This window comes from Secundilactobacillus muriivasis (assembly GCF_054785195.1).
The window spans coordinates 1-19,099 of sequence record NZ_BAABMI010000071.1; the positions used below are offsets into that span (position 1 = coordinate 1).

At 48.3% G+C, this 19,099-nt stretch carries 13 protein-coding genes; 6 read left to right on the forward strand and 7 right to left on the reverse strand.

Going from position 1 to position 19,099, the window contains the following annotated elements; all coding sequences use genetic code 11:
- Positions 1-777: 777 nt before the first annotated feature.
- The 6 genes from gyrA to dnaA form a co-directional block, all read right to left on the reverse strand.
- Positions 778-3,333 carry a DNA gyrase subunit A gene (gene gyrA, locus ACYVR3_RS14305; RefSeq protein WP_461244798.1) on the reverse strand — a complete coding sequence of 852 codons (2,556 nt, stop codon included), beginning with the start codon at positions 3,331-3,333 and terminating at the stop codon, positions 778-780.
- 131 nt (positions 3,334-3,464) lie between these two features.
- On the reverse strand, positions 3,465-5,411 hold the full coding sequence (gyrB, locus tag ACYVR3_RS14310) for a DNA topoisomerase (ATP-hydrolyzing) subunit B (protein ID WP_054737353.1): 1,947 nt from the start codon (positions 5,409-5,411) through the stop codon (positions 3,465-3,467).
- A 32-nt stretch (positions 5,412-5,443) separates the two neighbouring features.
- The gene (recF, locus tag ACYVR3_RS14315; RefSeq protein ID WP_461244793.1) at positions 5,444-6,565 is read right to left on the reverse strand and encodes a DNA replication/repair protein RecF; all 1,122 of its coding nucleotides are present in this window, start codon (positions 6,563-6,565) and stop codon (positions 5,444-5,446) included.
- 3 nt (positions 6,566-6,568) lie between these two features.
- Complete coding sequence (gene yaaA, locus ACYVR3_RS14320) at positions 6,569-6,814, reverse strand: S4 domain-containing protein YaaA (protein WP_156301816.1); 246 nt, start codon at positions 6,812-6,814, stop codon at positions 6,569-6,571.
- Positions 6,815-7,316: 502 nt separating this feature from the next.
- Positions 7,317-8,456, reverse strand: coding sequence for a DNA polymerase III subunit beta (gene dnaN / locus ACYVR3_RS14325; protein ID WP_054737355.1), 1,140 nt, complete (start codon positions 8,454-8,456; stop codon positions 7,317-7,319).
- Between the two features lie 254 nt (positions 8,457-8,710).
- Complete coding sequence (gene dnaA, locus ACYVR3_RS14330) at positions 8,711-10,042, reverse strand: chromosomal replication initiator protein DnaA (protein WP_057151598.1); 1,332 nt, start codon at positions 10,040-10,042, stop codon at positions 8,711-8,713.
- Between the two features lie 483 nt (positions 10,043-10,525).
- On the opposite strand from dnaA, the gene rpmH reads away from it, so the two are divergent.
- The 6 genes from rpmH to mnmG all read left to right on the forward strand — a co-directional run bounded on the left by rpmH (position 10,526) and on the right by mnmG (position 17,289).
- Positions 10,526-10,660: a 50S ribosomal protein L34 gene (gene rpmH / locus ACYVR3_RS14335; RefSeq protein ID WP_054737356.1), complete on the forward strand. Its 135-nt coding sequence runs from the start codon at positions 10,526-10,528 to the stop codon at positions 10,658-10,660.
- A 71-nt stretch (positions 10,661-10,731) separates the two neighbouring features.
- Positions 10,732-11,094 carry a ribonuclease P protein component gene (gene rnpA, locus ACYVR3_RS14340; RefSeq protein WP_057151597.1) on the forward strand — a complete coding sequence of 121 codons (363 nt, stop codon included), beginning with the start codon at positions 10,732-10,734 and terminating at the stop codon, positions 11,092-11,094.
- A gap of 23 nt (positions 11,095-11,117) precedes the next feature.
- Positions 11,118-11,921, forward strand: coding sequence for a membrane protein insertase YidC (yidC, locus tag ACYVR3_RS14345; protein WP_461244799.1), 804 nt, complete (start codon positions 11,118-11,120; stop codon positions 11,919-11,921).
- A 565-nt stretch (positions 11,922-12,486) separates the two neighbouring features.
- Complete coding sequence (gene jag, locus ACYVR3_RS14350) at positions 12,487-13,245, forward strand: RNA-binding cell elongation regulator Jag/EloR (protein WP_461244794.1); 759 nt, start codon at positions 12,487-12,489, stop codon at positions 13,243-13,245.
- A 681-nt stretch (positions 13,246-13,926) separates the two neighbouring features.
- Positions 13,927-15,318 carry a tRNA uridine-5-carboxymethylaminomethyl(34) synthesis GTPase MnmE gene (mnmE, locus tag ACYVR3_RS14355; protein WP_461244795.1) on the forward strand — a complete coding sequence of 464 codons (1,392 nt, stop codon included), beginning with the start codon at positions 13,927-13,929 and terminating at the stop codon, positions 15,316-15,318.
- A 54-nt stretch (positions 15,319-15,372) separates the two neighbouring features.
- Complete coding sequence (gene mnmG / locus ACYVR3_RS14360) at positions 15,373-17,289, forward strand: tRNA uridine-5-carboxymethylaminomethyl(34) synthesis enzyme MnmG (protein ID WP_461244796.1); 1,917 nt, start codon at positions 15,373-15,375, stop codon at positions 17,287-17,289.
- Between the two features lie 432 nt (positions 17,290-17,721).
- Here mnmG and ACYVR3_RS14365 read toward each other — a convergent pair whose 3' ends face one another.
- The gene (locus tag ACYVR3_RS14365) at positions 17,722-18,909 is read right to left on the reverse strand and encodes an NADH-dependent flavin oxidoreductase (protein ID WP_461244797.1); all 1,188 of its coding nucleotides are present in this window, start codon (positions 18,907-18,909) and stop codon (positions 17,722-17,724) included.
- Positions 18,910-19,099 lie beyond the last annotated feature (190 nt).

A 19,099-nucleotide genomic window follows, 5' to 3' on the forward strand; every position in this document is an offset into this window, starting at 1 on the left:
CCGCGTATGACTAAAGCACTCGCAGTCCGAACCCCACGAACTACGACTGCTTAAGTCATACCGACACTGCTGAGCCTTGCGCGCCTCCGCCTCCCGCTACATAGTGCGCTGTCGATAACAGAACAGCTGACTGTCACATTCCGAAGTTGGTGAAACTGCGTGATGGCAACGTTGGATGGTAACTCGACAACCGCAATAAATGATCGTGGTCAATGCTCATTAACTACAATGAATCAACGATTGCGCGATACTAAAATTTACCAGTCGTGTGTCACGTTTGTGTAAACTTAATGCTGTTACGTTGGCATTAAGCAGGTATCGATGCCATATCCAGCACGATTATGAAACGGTAGCTGCTGTTCAATTTTGTGATTGTCGAATCAGCGTTAGTGTTATTGCGATACCGTCGCGAGATGTTCAGTTAAGTACTTGAGATGCTCTACAATAGTGCCGAATTGCGCAATGTAAGATTCCGGTCAGCGGCTAGGTGGATGCTGTGTCGCGATAATTGGTGGTTGTTGACGAACTTCCAACAACCGCCAATTATCGGGGACGAATTCAAGACTCGCACGGGTTTTGGCGAGGCTTCAATTCGAGGGCTGAGACCGCCCTTTGGCTCAGGCCGGCCCCACAGCAGGAACCTAGCCGTTGACCGGAATCGACAGTTCACGCAAATCAAACTTCACAAACTGAACAGAAGAATGCTTACGCCGGACACAAGCGTAAACAAAAAAGGCTGCCAACCGGTAGCCTTTTTGTCATACAAATTTCAGTTAACTATTCCGCATCGTCATCCGTCGTCGAATCATCATCTGATTCAGCACGGTCAACTAACCGGTCTAGTGAGGTATCACTATCGTCATCGGTAGTGGTCGTTGTCGCATCGGCATCCGTTGAAGCAGCATCGTCTGCATTGTCAGTCAACAATGCGTCCGAAGGTTCTTCATCGGGTTCCTTTTCCACGACCGCCATCGTAGCGACCTTGGCGTCATCATCCAACCGGATCAGGTGAACCCCTAAGGTTGCCCGACCAGTGGTTGAGACGTTTTCAACGCCGAAGCGAATCATGACCCCTTTATCGGTGATCAACATAATATCCTCTTCGCCGCTAACAGTCGTTAAACCAGCTAATGGCCCGTTCTTGGCCGTGACGTTAATGGTCTTGATCCCCTTACCGCCACGCCCTTTAATGGCGTATTCGCTAGCCGGCGTTTGCTTACCATAACCCTTTTCAGAAATGATAAAGACGTTATCGTTTGGTCCTAAAATTGCGGATCCAACTACGTAATCATCATCCCGCAGGCGAACACCACGAACCCCAGTTGCTGAACGGCCCATTGACCGGACATCGCTGGCCTTAAAGCTAACAGCGTACCCACCATGCGTCCCAATGATCATTGCTTGGTCGTCATCGACGATCGAAACGTTGATCAATTGGTCCTCATCCTTCAAACTCAAGGCCTTCAGCCCGTTGCTTCGGATGTTAGCAAATTCAGCCACCGGCGTCCGCTTAACGGTCCCCTTCAAGGTCGTGAAGAACAGGTATTTCTCCTGATCGCCGGCCGCGTCAGAGACGTTAATGACGGCTTGAATCTTTTCGCCTGCTTCAATGTTCAGCAAGTTGATCACTGGAATCCCCTTAGCTGAACGCCCGTACTCAGGAATCTCATAGCCCTTCATCCGGTAAACCTTACCGGCATTGGTGAAGAACAGGAGCACATCGTGAGTTGAGGTTGAAATCAGGTGTTCGATGAAGTCGTCATCGTGGATGCCCATGCCTTGAATCCCACGACCACCACGGTTTTGCGCCTTAAATTCAGACGTTGGCAACCGCTTGATGTAGCCGTTGTGAGTCAATGAAACGATGACATCTTCTTCTTCGATCAAGTCTTCGTCTTCAAGACTCAGCACTTCACCGACAAGTAGTTCAGTTCGACGTTCATCACCGAATTTATTTTGAATCTCAAGCAATTCTTGGTAAATGATTTCGTTTTGACGGTCTTCGCTAGCCAAAATGGCTTCGTATTCAGCAATTGACTTCAACAATTCCGCATACTCACGCTCAACCTTGTCACGTTCCAAACCAGTCAGCCGAACGAGTCGCATATCCAAGATGGCTTGCGCTTGCTTTTCGGAAAGTGGGAAGCGGGTAATCAGTTCCTGCTTGGCCACTTCAGCCGTCTGGGAACCACGAATGATCGAGATGATCTCATCAATGTGGTCCAGCGCAATCTGCAACCCTTCAAGGATGTGGGCCCGAGCCTTGGCCTTTTTCAGTTCAAATGCGGTCCGACGCTTGATAACTTCCAGTTGGTGTTCCAGGTAGTACTGCAAGATTTCTTTCAAACTCAAAACTCGCGGTGAACCCTTCACAATCGCCAACATGTTGAAGCCAAATGACGTCTGCATCAGGGTCATCTTGTACAAATTGTTCAAGATGACTTCGGCACTAGCATCCCGGCGAACGTCAACCACGATCCGCATCCCTTCACGGTCGGATTCATCGTTCACATCGGTGATGCCTTCAATCCGCTTATCACGGGCCAATTCGGCGATTCGTTCAATCAAACGGGCCTTGTTGACCATGTAAGGGATCTCGGTAGCAACGATACGTTGCTTACCGTTCTTATCTTCTTCAATTTCAACTTTCGCACGCAGGGTGATGGTGCCTTTACCGGTTTCGTAGGCTTTCCGAATCCCGGATTTGCCCATGACGACCCCACCAGTTGGAAAATCAGGTCCAGGTAAGGCTTCCATCAAGTCAGCGGTGGTGGCATCCGGATTTTTCATCAAGATGTGTAACGCACTAATAACTTCTGCTAAGTTGTGCGGTGGAATGTTGGTAGCCATCCCAACGGCGATCCCAGAAGCCCCGTTCACTAACAGGTTAGGGAAGCGCGCTGGTAAGACAGCGGGTTCCTTTTCTGAGCCATCGTAGTTGGGTTGGTAATCGATGGTATCTTTGTTGATATCACGCAACATTTCCATGGCAACCTTACTCAAACGAGCTTCGGTATACCGCATGGCAGCGGCGCCGTCACCATCGACGGAGCCAAAGTTCCCGTGACCATCAACTAACATGTACCGGTAACTAAAGTCTTGGGCCATCCGTACCATTGATTCGTAAATGGCGGAGTCCCCGTGGGGGTGAAACTTACCCATAACGTCCCCAACGATTCTGGCCGACTTCTTGTATGGCTTATCAGGGGTGACCCCCAATTCGTTCATCCCGTACAAGATTCGCCGATGAACGGGTTTTAGCCCATCCCGGACATCGGGCAACGCCCGCGCCACAATAACACTCATGGCATAGTCCAAGAAGGATGTCCGCATCGTTGTCGCTAAATCGACGTCGGTGATCCGACTTGGTAATTCTTCATTAGCCAAAATACTTAACCTCCCAGCCTCGTATACGTTCTACTACTGTGTTATGAACAGCTTGTTGATAACCTGTGACTAACTCACTAAACGTCCAAGTTTTCAACGTAGCGTGCATTCGCTTCGATAAATTCGCGTCGTGGTTCAACCTTGTCGCCCATCAACGTTGTGAAAGCTTCGTTGGCTTCCGCAGCATCACTTGGATCGACCCGTAATAACCGGCGCTTTTCTGGATCCATCGTGGTTTCCCACAATTGGCTGGCATCCATTTCACCAAGCCCCTTGTACCGTTGGATCACTGGTTTAGGCGATGGTGGTAGTTGCCCCATGATCTGATCTAACTCTTCATCGGAGTCAATGTAACGACGCATCTTACCTTGGCGCACTTGGTACAGTGGTGGCTGGGCGATGTAAACAAAGCCAGCGTTCAACAGCGGCTGCATATACCGGTAGATCAAGGTCAGTAACAGCGTCCGAATGTGGGCGCCGTCGACATCGGCATCGGTCATGATGATCAGTTTGTGATAGTTCGCTTTCGCAACATCAAAGTCGTCCCCAAAACCAGTGCCCATTGCGGTAAACAGGGAGCGAATTTCTTCGTTAGCCAAGATCTTATCCATGCTGGCCTTTTCAACGTTTAAAATCTTCCCTCGAATTGGGAGGATGGCTTGCGTCAACCGCGAGCGACCCTGCTTAGCAGACCCACCGGCGGAATCCCCTTCGACGATGAATAATTCAGAAATTTCAGGATCCTTACTGGTGTTATCCGCCAGTTTCCCTGGTAAGTTGCTGATTTCAAGACCGCTCTTCTTCCGTGTGACTTCACGGGCGCGCTTAGCGGCAACCCGGGCTTTGGAAGCTAACAAGCCTTTATCCACAACCTTGCGAGCAATCGTTGGGTTTTCCATCATGAACTTCATGAAGTGTTCACTGAAGAGGTGATCGGTTGCGGTTCGAGCATCCGAGTTCCCCAGCTTCGTCTTAGTTTGCCCTTCAAATTGTGGATCCGGGTGCTTAACGGAAACAACGGCCGTTAAGCCTTCCCGAACGTCTTCCCCACTCAAGTTAGGTTCGCTGTCCTTCATCAAGTTGTTCTTTCGGGCATAGTCATTCACGATCCGCGTTAAGGCCCGTTTAAAGCCTTCTTCGTGGGTCCCACCTTCGTAGGTGTGAATGTTGTTCGTAAAGGTGAGCAGGTTGGAATGGTAATCATCCGTGTACTGCATGGCGACTTCAACGGTGATGCCCTTTTCTTCACCTTCGACGTAGATTGGTTCTTCAAACAACACGTCCTTACTCTTGTTCAAGTATTCAACGTAGTGCTTGATCCCGCCTTCGTACATGAAGGATTCTTCAGTTGGTGTTTCAGGACGTTCGTCACGAATCGTGATCCGCAAGCCCTTGTTTAAGAAGGCCAGTTCCCGAATCCGAGTGGTCAACACCTTGATATCGTAAACCGTGGTTTCACGGAAAATATCTGGATCTGGCAGGAAGTGAACCGTTGTGCCGTGAACGTTGTCTGGAAGGTCCGTGTCGATCACCTTCATTGGCGTCTTCACCCGACCATAGGCAAAGTCCATGTAGTAACGTTTGCCTTCTCGAACAACTTTAACGTCTAGTTCAGAGGACAACGCGTTCACAACGGATGCCCCCACACCATGCAGACCACCGGAAACCTTGTACCCGCCGCCGCCGAATTTACCACCGGCATGCAGAATCGTAAAGACGGTTTCCAAAGCGGACTTACCGGTCTTCTTTTGCGTCCCAACAGGGATCCCACGACCGTTATCCACAACGGTGATGCTGTTATCCTTTTCGACCGTCACGTGAATCGCGTCCGCAAATCCAGCAAGGGCTTCATCGATTCCGTTATCCACAATTTCCCAAACCAAATGGTGGAGACCTTGTGAACTCGTGGTCCCAATGTACATCCCTGGACGTTTCCGAACCGCTTCAAGTCCCTCTAAGACTTGAATCTGGCTCGCATCATATTCCCGAGCACGCTCTTTTTTAGTTTCTTGTTCATCAGCCAAGTGACTTCCTCCTTACTGTCAATCCCGGTATCCTACTGCTCATCAGTCTGGACCTGACCAGCACTAATGTTAAAAATCTTGGGTTCGTGAATCAGTTTCTGAGCAACGCCACTTAAACTTGGCGTTGTCAGGAAGGTTTGGACTTTATCCTGAATCGCCGTTAACAAGTGGGTTTGGCGCATATCATCAAGTTCTGATAACACGTCATCGAGTAACAGAACCGGATATTCACCGGTCTGTTCATGCATCAAATCGATTTCGGCTAACTTCACACTAAGCGCCGTTGTTCGCTGCTGACCTTGTGAGCCAAACTTCGAGACATCGTTGCCGTTCACAAAGAACTTTAAATCGTCTCGATGAGGGCCAATCAAGGTCGTTCGTTGAAACAGTTCCTTATCACGGCGCTCTTGATACAGTTTCGTTAGCGCCGCACGAATATGGGCCACATCCACCAAATCGTCATCGGCCACGTTGGTTGCGTACCGAAAGACAAGTTCCTCTTTTTGTTGCGAGATTTCTTGGTGAATCTGAGCCGCCCAAACTTCTAGCTGTTTCAGTAACGTCACGCGTTGCGCAATGATCTCAGCCCCGTAACCTGCTAGCTGGTCAGACAACACGTCTAGTAAGACGAGATCCGACTGCTGTTTGTTGCCGAGCTCCTTCAGGTACTTATTACGTTGCCGTAATATCGTCCGGTACTGTGCTAGGTTATACAGATACTTATGGCTCATTTGGCCAAATTCCATATCCATAAACCGACGCCGAATCTGAGGGGCACCCTTCACAAGGCTGAGATCTTCCGGCGCAAACAAAATCACGTTCAACTGCCCGACATAAGCCGATAATTTGGCTTGTTCAAGGTGGTTGACCTTCGCTTTTTTGCCGTGCTTAGAAAGGTCTAACTCTAACGGTGTCACACCACTGCTCTTTTGAACTCGGCCCTTAACTTGAGCCGTCTCCGCCTGCCAACTGATCAATTCGCGATCGTTGCTGGTTCGGTGACTCCGCGCTAAGGCCAAAAAATAAATGGCTTCCAGCATATTCGTCTTTCCCTGGGCGTTTTCCCCAAGCAAGACGTTCACGCCTGAGCCAAATGTGACGTCCAAATCTTCGTAATTGCGAAAGTGATGCAACGTTAATTCGTTCAATTCCATCGGCTAGTTGCCCGGTTTTAAGCGAATAAAAAACAGTCCGACGTCTTTAACATCGACCGTATCTCCTGGATATAGTTTACGTCCGCGCCGATTGTCTGGTTCACCATTGACATCCACAGCATGTTCCTTTAAAAACCACTTTGCCTGACCACCAGAACTGACAACTGATTCTTCTTTAAGCAGTTGTCCTAAGGTCATGTATGGTGGTTTGATCAAAACTTCCTTCTTCACGGCTTCACCCACCTTCATTTTCCCTTATATTATACGCTTTTTTTGGCCAAAAGTACAGTTTCACTTTCGATACTGGCTATTTGAGCGATTTTAAGGCCGTTCAAGGTATTTTGCCTAGAAAGCGCCAAAAACGCTTAGAATTTGAATTTCGCGTTTTTAGCCGTTTTAAGGCCAATTTTAGCAAATACCGAACTGTAATGGCCTATTTAAGACGCTCTGAGGCGTCATTAACAGGCAGCTAGTTCAAATCAGCGACACTAAATTACTGAGTCAAACTTTGTCGTGATGGATGACGATTACCACGTTAAGTGCTGATTCCTGATTAAAATACGCGACTTGACCGGCGATTGTTTTTAACTGCCCGTCGGTAACGTTCCGTTAGCAGACTAAAATCGTCACTTTTCAAAAAGTAACGTAGCGTTGTCTACCAAATTCAGTGCCATTAACTTTCTTTCACGCCACTAAAAAGCCCCCGTTCAGCACGTTACTGAGCGGGGGCTTTTGCAATTCGGTTCGTTAACTAAAACGTCCGAACTGGGGTGATCAATTGCACAAAGTTGTCGCTATCTTCAGTTGGTACCAGCGTAAATGGCCGCAATGGTGACGTGAAGGCGATCTTAATTGCCGTTTGACCAAACGAACGAAGGGCGTCCTTCATGTAATCTGGGTTAAACGAAATTTCAAGCGCTTCACCGGTCAATTCACTAGGTGTCAGGCTTTCTTCAACGTTCCCGACGTCAGGGGAGTTTCCAAAAATGGTTGCCGTATCGGTTTCAGGATCCAGGGTCAACTTAACCACGTTGTTCCGCGATTCGTGGGACAACAGCGAGGCCCGTTCGATCGAAGCCAAAAGTGCTTTGGCATCAAATTCCGCACTCGTTGTCGATTCTTTAGGAATCAAGCGAGACGTATCTGGGTAGTTACCTTCCAGCAAACGAGAGTAGAAGTAACGGTCGCCAATGGTAAAGAGGACTTGGTTTTCTGATAACCGCATCTCAACGTCAGGATTATCATCCCCAATCATTCGAGACAGCTCAGTTAAGCTCTTCCCAGGAATGATGACGTCATACATGGCTGACGCAGCTTGTGGCAAGTTAATCTTACGTTGGCTTAACCGGTGACTATCGGTCGCAACGGCTAAGAGTTGGTCGTCAACTAACGTAAAATGCACCCCGGTTAAGATCGGGCGACTTTCTTGGTTTGAAACCGCGATAACGGTTTGGTTGATCAATTCGCGGAAAACGTTCCCTGACAGTGAAACGGCATCGGTCGCATCAATTTCAGGTAAGTGAGGGTAGTTGTTGGCATCCAAGCCGTTGATCGTAAACGATGCCGAACCAGAAGTGATCTCAGTTTGGAAACCTTCTGTAACATCTAACGTTAAGGTGTCTTCTGGCAATCGCTTAACGATATCGCTGAAGAACCGCGCTGGTAACACAATAGCACCAGTACTAGCAATGGCTAGTTGGTTGTCAGGGTTATCCGCATGGATCAAGGTTTCGATTGAAATGTCGGCATCTGAACCAGTTAAGGTTAAACCAGCATCGTCAGCCACTAATTTGAGACCCGTCAAAATGGGAATCGTCGTCTTTGATGAGATCGCTCGTTGGACGTTGTTCAATTCTTTAATGAACGCAGCACGGTTAATTGTGAATTTCATTGTGTGAGCACTCCTTATAGTTCTTTATTAATTAATAAAAAGAAAAGTAGTAGTAGGGCAGTGGATAATGTGGATAAGTTAGCGGAACACTGATTGCTATTGGGTTATCCACATGTGTATAACTTGTGGATAGTTTTACTAGTTGTCCACAAGGCCGTTTGGCAGTACCTCCATCATAGCTTAAATAAGCGGGTAAAAAAAGTAGTCGAGATGAATTCAATGTTCAAATCGATTACTTTTTTAAGTGATAGCGGTTACCGTTGAATTTCGGTCTTTAAATTGTCGATTTCAGCTTGCAGATCAGTGTCTGTTTTCAAGGCGCCAGCGATTTTATCGTAGGCGTGAATCACAGTAGTGTGATCTTTACCACCGAATTCATTACCAATCTTAGGTAGGGAACTATCCGTTAACTCCCGGGAAAGGTACATCGCGATCTGCCGTGGCATCACGATGGCCTTCATCCGTTTCTTACCCTTAAGGTCGGCTAGCGAGACGTGGTAGTATTTGGCAACTTTTTCCTGAATCAGCGGAATCGTGAGTTCGCTGGAACGGCGGTCAAGTTTAAGACTCTTCAGCGAACTGGCAACGAGTTCCGTTGTGATTGGCTTCTTAACGAGCTTGGAATAGGCGTGAACCCGCGCAAGCGCGCCCTCAAGTTCCCGGACGTTGGAATCGATGCGACCGGCAATGTAACTGAGGGTTTCGTCAGGAATATCGATTTGATCAGCTTCAGCTTTGGTCCGCAAAATCGCAATTCGCGTTTCCAAATCAGGTGCCGTAATATCAACGGATAAGCCCCATTGGAACCGGGAAACTAACCGATCCTGCAGCTTTGGAATCTCATCAGGCAAGCGATCAGATGTCAAAACGATCTGTTTGCCATCATCGTGGAGCGCATTAAAGGTATGGAAGAACTCTTCTTGCGTGCCTTCCTTATCTGCGAAGAATTGAATGTCATCTACTAATAGGAGATCAACACTCCGATACTTCTCACGGAACTGTTCTTGTGTCTTCGACTGAATGGCGGTGATGAAGTCGTTGGTGAAGGCTTCACTCGTCACGTATTTTACTTTAGTTGTTGGATCATCAGCTAACATCTTGTTACCGATCGCGTGCATCAAGTGGGTCTTACCTAGGCCAACACCACCATAGAAGAAGAGTGGGTTGTACATGACGCCGGGTTCTTCTGAAACCACGAGAGCAGCTGCGTGGGCCATTTGGTTCCCTTTACCGATCACGAAGGTCTCAAAGGTGTACTTTGGGTTTAACTTCGCGTTTTGGCTCAGGGTGGCCGTTGCAGCTGCGGGTTGGTTCAGTGTGGATACCGTCGGGTCATCATCGGTCTCTACGACGAAAATCGGTTGGATATCGTCATGAGCGAATTCATAGGCAAATTCGATCAGTGGCTGCGTGAGGTTGCTTTGCCAGTAGTCACGATGCAATTCTGATGGTAGCTTGATTGTCAGACGATGATTAGTAAGTTTAACCGGGACCGCAGTATCGATCCAAGTATTAAAAGCCGGCAACGACAATTTTTGGCGGAAGCCCTCCGTAATTGCGTGCCAGAGCGTGTCTAAATCAAGCACTGGTTTTCCTCCCCAATATTAAATGAATAAATTTAGTGTAGCATGGGTGAAAAAAGTTTTCCACAGTCTTTTCAACTTGTGGATAATTGTTCCACAGGGGTGGGATAAAGTTTTCCACAAGACTGTGCATAACTTTTGATAAAGCTCTGTGAAACATTTTTATCCACAGGTAGTTGTGCAAAACAAATCCAGTAGTATCAAGTGTTTCACAGGATTATCCCCAGAATCAACAAGAAAAAAGACTTGAGAAACCACAGGCTGTGAACTAGTGGAAAACCTCGTGGAAAACGTGAACGAGAAAGCGGTAAATTCACAGGTTATCCACAAGCAATTTCATGAAACAAATTTTATTTCCCACAAAAAAAATCAAGAAAAATGCAAAACGGGCTTTGAACTTTGGCAAAGGTATGCTATTATGTTTTAGAAATGCATTTAAGATGTAAATAAATGGCTTCATGCCTGAGGATCAGGAGGTGTAATTTTATGAAGCGCACATATCAACCAAAGAAGCGTCACCGTTCACGCGTGCACGGTTTCCGCAAACGGATGGCAACTAGCAACGGCCGTAAGGTTTTAGCCCGTCGTCGTCAAAAGGGTAGAAAAGTATTGTCTGCATAGACCACTGACCGTTCAGTGGTCTTTTATTTTTATAGTGGGAAAAGCAGGCAGTAACGTTTTGGAGATGCATTATGCGAAAATCTTACCGCGTTAAAAAGGAAGCGGAGTTTCAAGAAGTCTTTGAAGCGCGTCAATCAGTAGCCAACCGGCAATTTGTGGTGTATCGGCTGGAACGGCCAGGGCAACCTCATTTCCGGGTTGGTATCTCGGTCGGCAAAAAGATTGGCAATGCGGTTCATCGTAATTGGGTCAAGCGTCGAATTCGGCAGTCGCTCACTGAGCTCAAGCCGGTTCTCAAGCAAGATGTTGATTTATTGGTAATTGCCAGACCAGCTGCGTCTGAGATGCCAATGAAGGAACTGAAGGGACACTTGATTCACGTGTTAAAGCTTGCAAAATTGCTTGATCATGATTACAGCGAGGAAAACCAGTGAAAAAATTAAAACGATTTGTGACCATGTTTGGGATCATCGGTTTAGCGGTTTTACTGACTGCCTGTGGCAATCAACCGATTACCGAACATAGTACGGGGCTGTGGGATGGTGTCATCCTATTGAACTTCTCGCGGGCCATTATTTGGCTGGCACACGTCTTCGGCGGTTACGGGATGGGGATCATTGTCTTCACCATCATCGTGCGGATCATCATCTTACCTTTGATGGTGTTCCAGACCCGAAGCATGCGCAAGACGCAAGAGATTCAACCACAATTAAAGGCGCTCCAAAAGAAGTACTCGTCCCGGGATCAAGAAACAATGGCCAAACTGCGTGAGGAGCAACAAAAACTCTACAGTGAAGCCGGCGTGAACCCGGTAGCCGGTTGTTTGCCAATGGTTGTGCAATTGCCAATTATCTGGGCACTGTACCAGGCCATCTGGCGGACGGACATTTTGCGGTCCGGTCACTTCTTATGGTTGCAGTTGGGGTCACGGGATCCATACATTATCCTGCCAATCTTAGCTGCGGTGCTCACGTTCTTGAGTTCATGGCTGATGATGAAGGGGCAACCCGAATCAAACAGCATGACCACGATGATGACGGTCAGCACACCGATCATTATCTTCATCACCGCGTTGAGCTTACCAAGTGCACTATCACTCTACTGGGTAATTACCAACGCGTTCCAAGTCGGTCAAACCTTGGTGATCCAAAATCCTTGGAAGATCCGTCGCGAACGTGAAGAAAAATTACGCGAAGAGCGGGACCACGAACGTCAGGTCAAAAAAGCAGTGCGTCGAGCTAAACAAAGTCGACGGAAATAGGGTTAGGGTTGCTGTTATGGCAGCAGGTTTAGCTAAAAAAAACACCTTCAAAACAACTTTGTGTTGGTTGCTTTGAAGGTGTTTTTTTGTGGCGTTAAGAGGTGTCGTTCTAGACTGATATATATAGCCGAAATGTGGTTCAAAATGCAGGTCTCGGCTGTGTAAGTTCAGAGCGGAATGGATTCGAAACCCGGAATCAATAGTGTTAAGGGGCGACGTTCTAGACTGATACATAGCCGAAACGTGAGTCAGCACGCAGGTCCCGGCCGCGTAAGACCAGAGCGAAATGGATTCGAAACTCGGAATCAATAGTGTTAAGGGGCGACGTTCTAGACTGATATATAGCCGAAACGTGGTTCAAAACGCAGGCCCCGGCCGCGTAAGACCAGAGCGGTATAGATTCGCAAACCAGAATCTACACCGCTCTGGTCTTACACTCTGGGGCCTAAGCGCGTTTTGAACCACTCTGTAATATTACAGTTTCCGTTTACCACTAGTAACGCCGGGGTCCATGCTTTACTATATAGAGTGGGGTTTTAACCATTTTGAAGGGAGCACAACGCACATGACTGTATTTAAAAGCGGCACCATTGATTCTGCAATCGAAGCCGCACTGCAAGAACTAAACCTAGACCGATCACAGGTTGACGTCACGGTTCTGACGACGCCTAGACGAGGGTTCTTGGGAATTGGTGCTCGAGCGGCGGAAATTGACGTAACGCCAATTCCGCAAACACAGCCAACCGCAACGCCGGTATCGGAAACGCAACCCGTCGAAACGGTAGCGGATACTGAAACGACAGCGACCGCGGTCGCAACACCCGTCGCAACCGCTGAAGCGCAAGAACCAGCACCCGCTGATCGTCAAGCGGCTTATCAACAAGTTGCCGGTGAGCTAGGCGACTATTTAGATGCCATTGTTGAGCAACTTGGCATCGACGCACAAAGTGATGTGACGGTGAACCATCGCAACGTAACGGTCAACTTTGTGACTGAACAAGAGGGGTTACTGATCGGCAAACACGGCCGCACCATTAACGCCTTGCAAAATCTTGCACAAGTATTTTTGAACCACCAACGGTTCTCGAAGTTAGTGGTCACGCTAGACGTTGCCAACTATCGGGAACGCCGGTTGGAAACGTTGACCCGCCTAGCAGAGAACATGGCTCGCGAGGTCGTTGCCACTGGAAAACCGGTTTACCTGGATCCAATGCCATCATTTGAGCGCAAACAGATCCACAGCGTACTGGCAGATAATGACCACGTGGTGACCTATTCTGCCGGTGCTGAACCCAAGCGAGCCGTCGTGATCACACCACGGTAACCGGGTAATTAACGTTGATTAAATCGAAATTGGCGGCAGGCCTACCACACCGCAATTGCCGTGAATTTTGGCTAGGATAGTTCGGGTTTAGGCGGTTGACAAACGTCTGAATTCATTCTAGTATATTAACTAATCATTCTTATCTTAAATAGATAAAGTAGTCAAAGTGCTTTATCCATGCTGTTAGGGGCATGGAGTGGGCACTTTTTTTGTGCGTGAAAAGCTGAGCAATCAGTTTGAAAAAGGTCCGCTGTTGATGAAAGCTGTCGCAATGGCATTGCTGAAAGTAAGTTGAGTTCAGTGATGGTCGGCGGGCAGGTCAGTGGCTCTGACGGTTTAGGAGAATGACCAGTTTAGTCGTTGTTTGGTCGCTGGCGTGCGCGTTGGTGAGCCAAATGGTGGGTAAATATGGGCGGGACGTGTTATTGTTGTTAGCCGTAATGCGTTTTTAGAAGATTGAGCTGATAGTTGGGAGAATGTTCTTGGCTGTGGTGGCTTATTAATTTAGATGTTAGTTTAGTCGTGTTATGTTAGATAGCCGAAACGTGCTCCGAGAAGCAGAGACCTGCACGTCAGCAACTTCCACCACAAACCCCAAAACCCGGGATTTCTGGCGAAAGTCGCTGACGTACTGGTCTCTAACCGCTTCTCTCCGCACTCTGGCTACAAGGAGGTTTTTTCATGTCCACAACTAGTGAATTTGATACGATTGCGGCCGTTGCTACGCCACCTGGTGAGGGTGGAATTTCGATTATTCGGATCAGTGGTGAACGGACGTTTGAAATTGTTGCCCCATTATTTAAAGGGAAGTCGTTGGCGGATGTTGCCAGCCATACGATCAATTATGGTCACATTATTGACCCTGAAACCGGTTCTGAAGTCGATGAAGTCATGGCATCCGTGATGCGGGCGCCTAAGACTTACACACGCGAAGACGTTGTTGAAATCAACTGTCACGGTGGGTTGATGGCCACTAACCAGATCTTACAGCTCATTTTGAGCCAAGGAGCGCGGTTAGCCGAACCTGGTGAATTTACCAAACGGGCCTTTTTGAATGGTCGAATTGACTTATCCCAAGCAGAGGCCGTTATGGACCTTATTCGGGCGAAAACCGACCGCTCGATGAAAGTTGCCTTAAACCAGCTAGACGGGAACCTGTCGCGCTTAATTAAGCATTTACGGCAAGATATCTTGGAAGTGCTGGCACAAGTTGAGGTCAACATTGATTATCCCGAATATGACGATGTGGAAACGATGACCACAAAGCTGTTGCTGGAAAAGGCGCAGGAGGTTCAAGCGTCAATTACCCAACTGTTGAAGACTGCTAAACAAGGGAAAGTCCTTCGTGACGGCCTGGCAACGGCCATTGTTGGTCGGCCAAACGTTGGTAAATCCAGTCTGTTGAACGAATTACTCCACGAAGATAAGGCCATTGTGACCGACGTTGCCGGGACGACCCGAGATGTGATCGAAGAATACGTCAACGTTGGTGGTGTACCACTGAAACTGGTTGATACTGCCGGTATCCATAAAACGGATGATACGGTTGAAAAAATCGGGGTGGAACGCTCAAAAAAGGCGATTGCGGCTGCTGATCTGGTGGTGCTGGTCTTGAATGCTAGCGAACCGTTAACGTCGGAAGATCGCCAATTATTGACGGATACGGCCGATGAAAAGCGGATCATCATCCTCAACAAGACCGATTTGCCACTGCAACTCGATTTAGGTGAATTACAACAGTTGGCGGGTGACACGAAGATCATCCAAACATCGATCCTGCAAAACAAGGGGGTTGATCAGCTGGAAGCCGAAATCAGCCACCTGTTCTTCGATGTTGGTATCGAGACCGGTCGCGGTAACGTGATGGTGACAAATGCCCGGCACATTGGCTTATTAAACCAAGCCAGTCAAGTGTTGGACGATGTCATGAACGGGATTGCAGCTGGCATGCCAGTTGACCTCGTTCAAATCGATATGACCCGTTGCTGGAACCTACTGGGTGAAATCACCGGCGACAGCTACCAAGATGAACTACTAGACCAACTCTTCAGTCAATTCTGTGTTGGTAAATAACTTTAAACTGAGTACCCGCGTATCATTGGATGCGCATGATTAGGAGGAACTGATATGCCTGAGATTCAACCTTACCAGGGTAAGGATTTTGACGTGATCGTCGTTGGTGCTGGCCACGCCGGTACTGAGGCCGCGTTAGCCGCTGCCCGGATGGGGAACAAGACCCTGTTAATGACAATTAATTTAGATATGGTGGCCTTTATGCCATGTAACCCATCAGTTGGGGGCCCCGCAAAGGGCATTGTCGTGCGTGAAATTGACGCCTTGGGTGGCGAAATGGGCCGCAACATCGATAAAACCTACGTTCAGATGCGGATGTTAAATACTGGGAAGGGTCCAGCCGTCCGTGCCTTACGGGCACAGGCTGATAAGCACGCTTACCACGCTGAAATGAAGCACACCTTGGAAAAGGAACCTAACGTGACGTTACGTCAAGGCATCGTTGACGACTTGATCGTTGAAGACGGGGTCTGCAAGGGCGTTATCACAAATACCGGGGCCCGGTATTCTGCTAAGGCCGTCGTAATCGCTGCCGGGACCGCTGCGCGTGGGAAAATCATCATTGGTGAACTCATGTATTCTTCAGGGCCAAACAACTCACAACCAGCGATGAAGCTGACGAAGAATTTGGAAAAGTACGGTTTGGAACTCAAGCGGTTCAAGACCGGGACGCCGCCACGGGTGGATGGCAACACGATTCACTATGCCGAAACCGAAGAGCAACCTGGTGACGTTGAACCAAACCACTTTAGTTACACGACGCCTGACGAGAACTATTTGGCACTTAAAAACCAACTCTCTTGTTGGTTAACATACACGAACGAAACGACGCATAAGATCATCCGCGACAACCTGGACCGGGCACCAATGTTTACTGGTGTGATCGAAGGGGTCGGTCCACGTTACTGCCCATCAATTGAAGATAAGATCGTCCGGTTCGCTGATAAGAGCCGGCACCAATTATTCTTGGAACCTGAAGGCCGGAACACGGATGAATGGTACGTTCAAGGGTTGTCAACGTCGATGCCAGAAGAAGTGCAACAAAAGATTTTGCACTCCATTAAGGGCCTTGAAGACGCTGAAATGATGCGGCCAGGTTACGCCATCGAATATGATGTTGTGTCACCTTACCAATTACGCCCAACTTTGGAAACCAAGCTTGTGAAGAACCTGTACACCGCTGGCCAAACCAACGGGACGTCTGGTTACGAAGAAGCTGCGGGCCAAGGCATCATGGCCGGTATCAACGCCGGTTTGCGGGCCTTGAACAAGGAACCATTTGTCATGAAGCGGTCTGAAGGTTATATCGGTGTCATGATCGATGATTTGGTCACTAAGGGCACTAACGAACCTTACCGTTTATTGACGAGCCGGGCCGAATATCGCTTGATTTTACGGCACGATAACGCTGACTTGCGGTTAACGCCAAAGGGTCACGAATTGGGCTTGATTTCAGACGAACGTTACAACGATTTCTTGGCCAAGCGCCAAGCCGTAACGGATGAGATCGATCGGTTAAATACGGTTCGCGTTAAGCCATCTGATGAAGTTAACGCCTACGTAATGTCTCACAACGAAAAGCCATTGAAGGATGGCGTGTTGGCAGCGGACTTCCTCCGTCGCCCACAAGTCACCTACGCGGACTTACTGCGGTTCATTCCAGCACCAGATGCACCATTGGACCGCCGGGTGATCGAAGAAATCGAAATCCGGATCAAGTACGCCGGTTACATCAAGAAGGCTGAAGAAAACGTGGCGAAGATGAAGAAGATGGAAGCCAAGAAGATCCCAGATATGATCGACTACGACGCCATCGACGGCCTCGCAACGGAAGCCCACCAAAAATTAAACAAGATCCGCCCAGAAACCATTGCCCAAGCAACCCGAATCAGCGGGGTCAACCCAGCTGATATTGCGATTTTGAGTGTTTATATTGAGCAGGGGAAGATTGCAAAGGTTAAGAGCGTGTAACAAGACGGTTAGAGACCGAAGCATAAGCCCATCTCGCCATAAACCCCGATTTTTGGAGTTTGTGGTGAGATGGGCTTATGTGCAGGTTTCTGCCTTGTGGAACGCGTTTCGGCGTGGTAGCCAGAAAATAGTTAACTAAAAAGGTTTCACTAGGTAACTGACTTGCGAAAAAAGCAGTGACAACTGAGCCGAAACAAACGTAATAGCAAAGCACGTTGTCGGTAAGTAATTGTTGGCGGTGCTGGGCGTCGCTTACGCGCAACTCTCTGCCTTGTGGAACGCGCTTCGGCGCAGTAGCCAGAAAACGCCAATTCTGAAATGTAATAGCAAGCAACAGCTCCACTAACTGCAAATTCAAAAAGCACTCACAAAACGACCAACTATCGGTCATTTGTGGGTGCTTTTTTAGTAATCTATCAAGTTAACAGGTAATTATAACTTCTTCTCAAACCCTTCCATCGGCGCCAACTCATCCTGATAGCTATTCTTCTCGCCGTCAGTCGTAAACTGCATAACCGTCTTAAACGAGGTACTCAAGTAAGTTTGCATCACAGGTGGAATTGAAAGCTCAGTCATGTCAGTCGGGCTAAGTTGCGTGCGAATACTGCCTTCATCGCCAGCTTGTACCTTTTGGACCCACTGTGGTTCGCGAAGGAGTTCACGACCAATGGCGACTAAATCAGCGCCATCAGCTAGAACGGCATCTGCATCGCTAGGGAGTTCCACTGAACCGATGCCAATCAGCGGTACGATACCGTTTGTGTGGGCTGCGAACTGAGAAATCAAGGTTGCGGTGTTCGTCTTATCATTCAATGAGGTTCGCTTGTAGCTTCCCATCGACAAGTGAATGTAGTCAACCTCAGTCTTAATTTGATCAACCAGGTAGAGAGAGTCCTCTAAGCGGATGCCGGGTGTTTCGATTTCTTCGGGAGAAAGGCGGTAACCCAACGCAAATGGGGCAGTGGCGTATTTGGCAATTGCGGCTTTCACGCTACTGATAACGGCGAGTGGGAACTTCAACCGCTTGTCACGAGAGCCGCCCCAATCATCGGTCCGCTGGTTTGAGTTAGCAGAGTAGAATTGCTGAATCAAGTAGGTGTTAGCCCCGTGAAGTTCCACCCCGTCAAATCCAGCTTGAATCGCGCGGCGAGTTGCTTCGCCGAAATCAATGATGAGTTGTTCGATCTCAGCAACGGTCATTGCGCGTGGGGTTTCAGAATCAGGCGGGTAAACAGCGGCAATTGCGCTGGCACTAACGGGCTGTTCGCCACGAAGAATCTGGTGGTTTGTTTTCCGACCCGCGTGGAAAATCTGAAGAATTGCTTTGGTCCCATTTTGGTGAATCGTTTTAGCGAGGTTAGTCAATCCGGGCAGCATATCATCGCTCGCAACGGAAAGTTCGCCTTCAAAGCCCTTACCGGAAGCATCGACGTTGGCGACACCCGTGATCACCATCCCGGGACCAGCGGCGCGAGCAGCGTAGTAGTTAAGCTCATCCGTGGTGATCATCCCGTTGTAAAAACTGGTCATGGTCGTCATGGGCGACATCACGATTCGGTTCTTAAGGGTGAGGCCGTTATTGAATTGAAATGACGATAGGAATTGGTGATTCGTAGACATACTGAAGACTCCTTCTTGGTTTTGAATTTTGAATACAAGAGTCAGTATAGTTGTTGGGGTGGTTAAAACAAGTACGTACTTAAAAGTGGGATAGACACTTTTAAGTGCCTATGTTGATTACGTTTGTGTCCAGCGTAAGTGTTGGGTGCGCTTTGGGTGTTGGCTGTTTGTCGTCGCTTCGCTCGCCAAA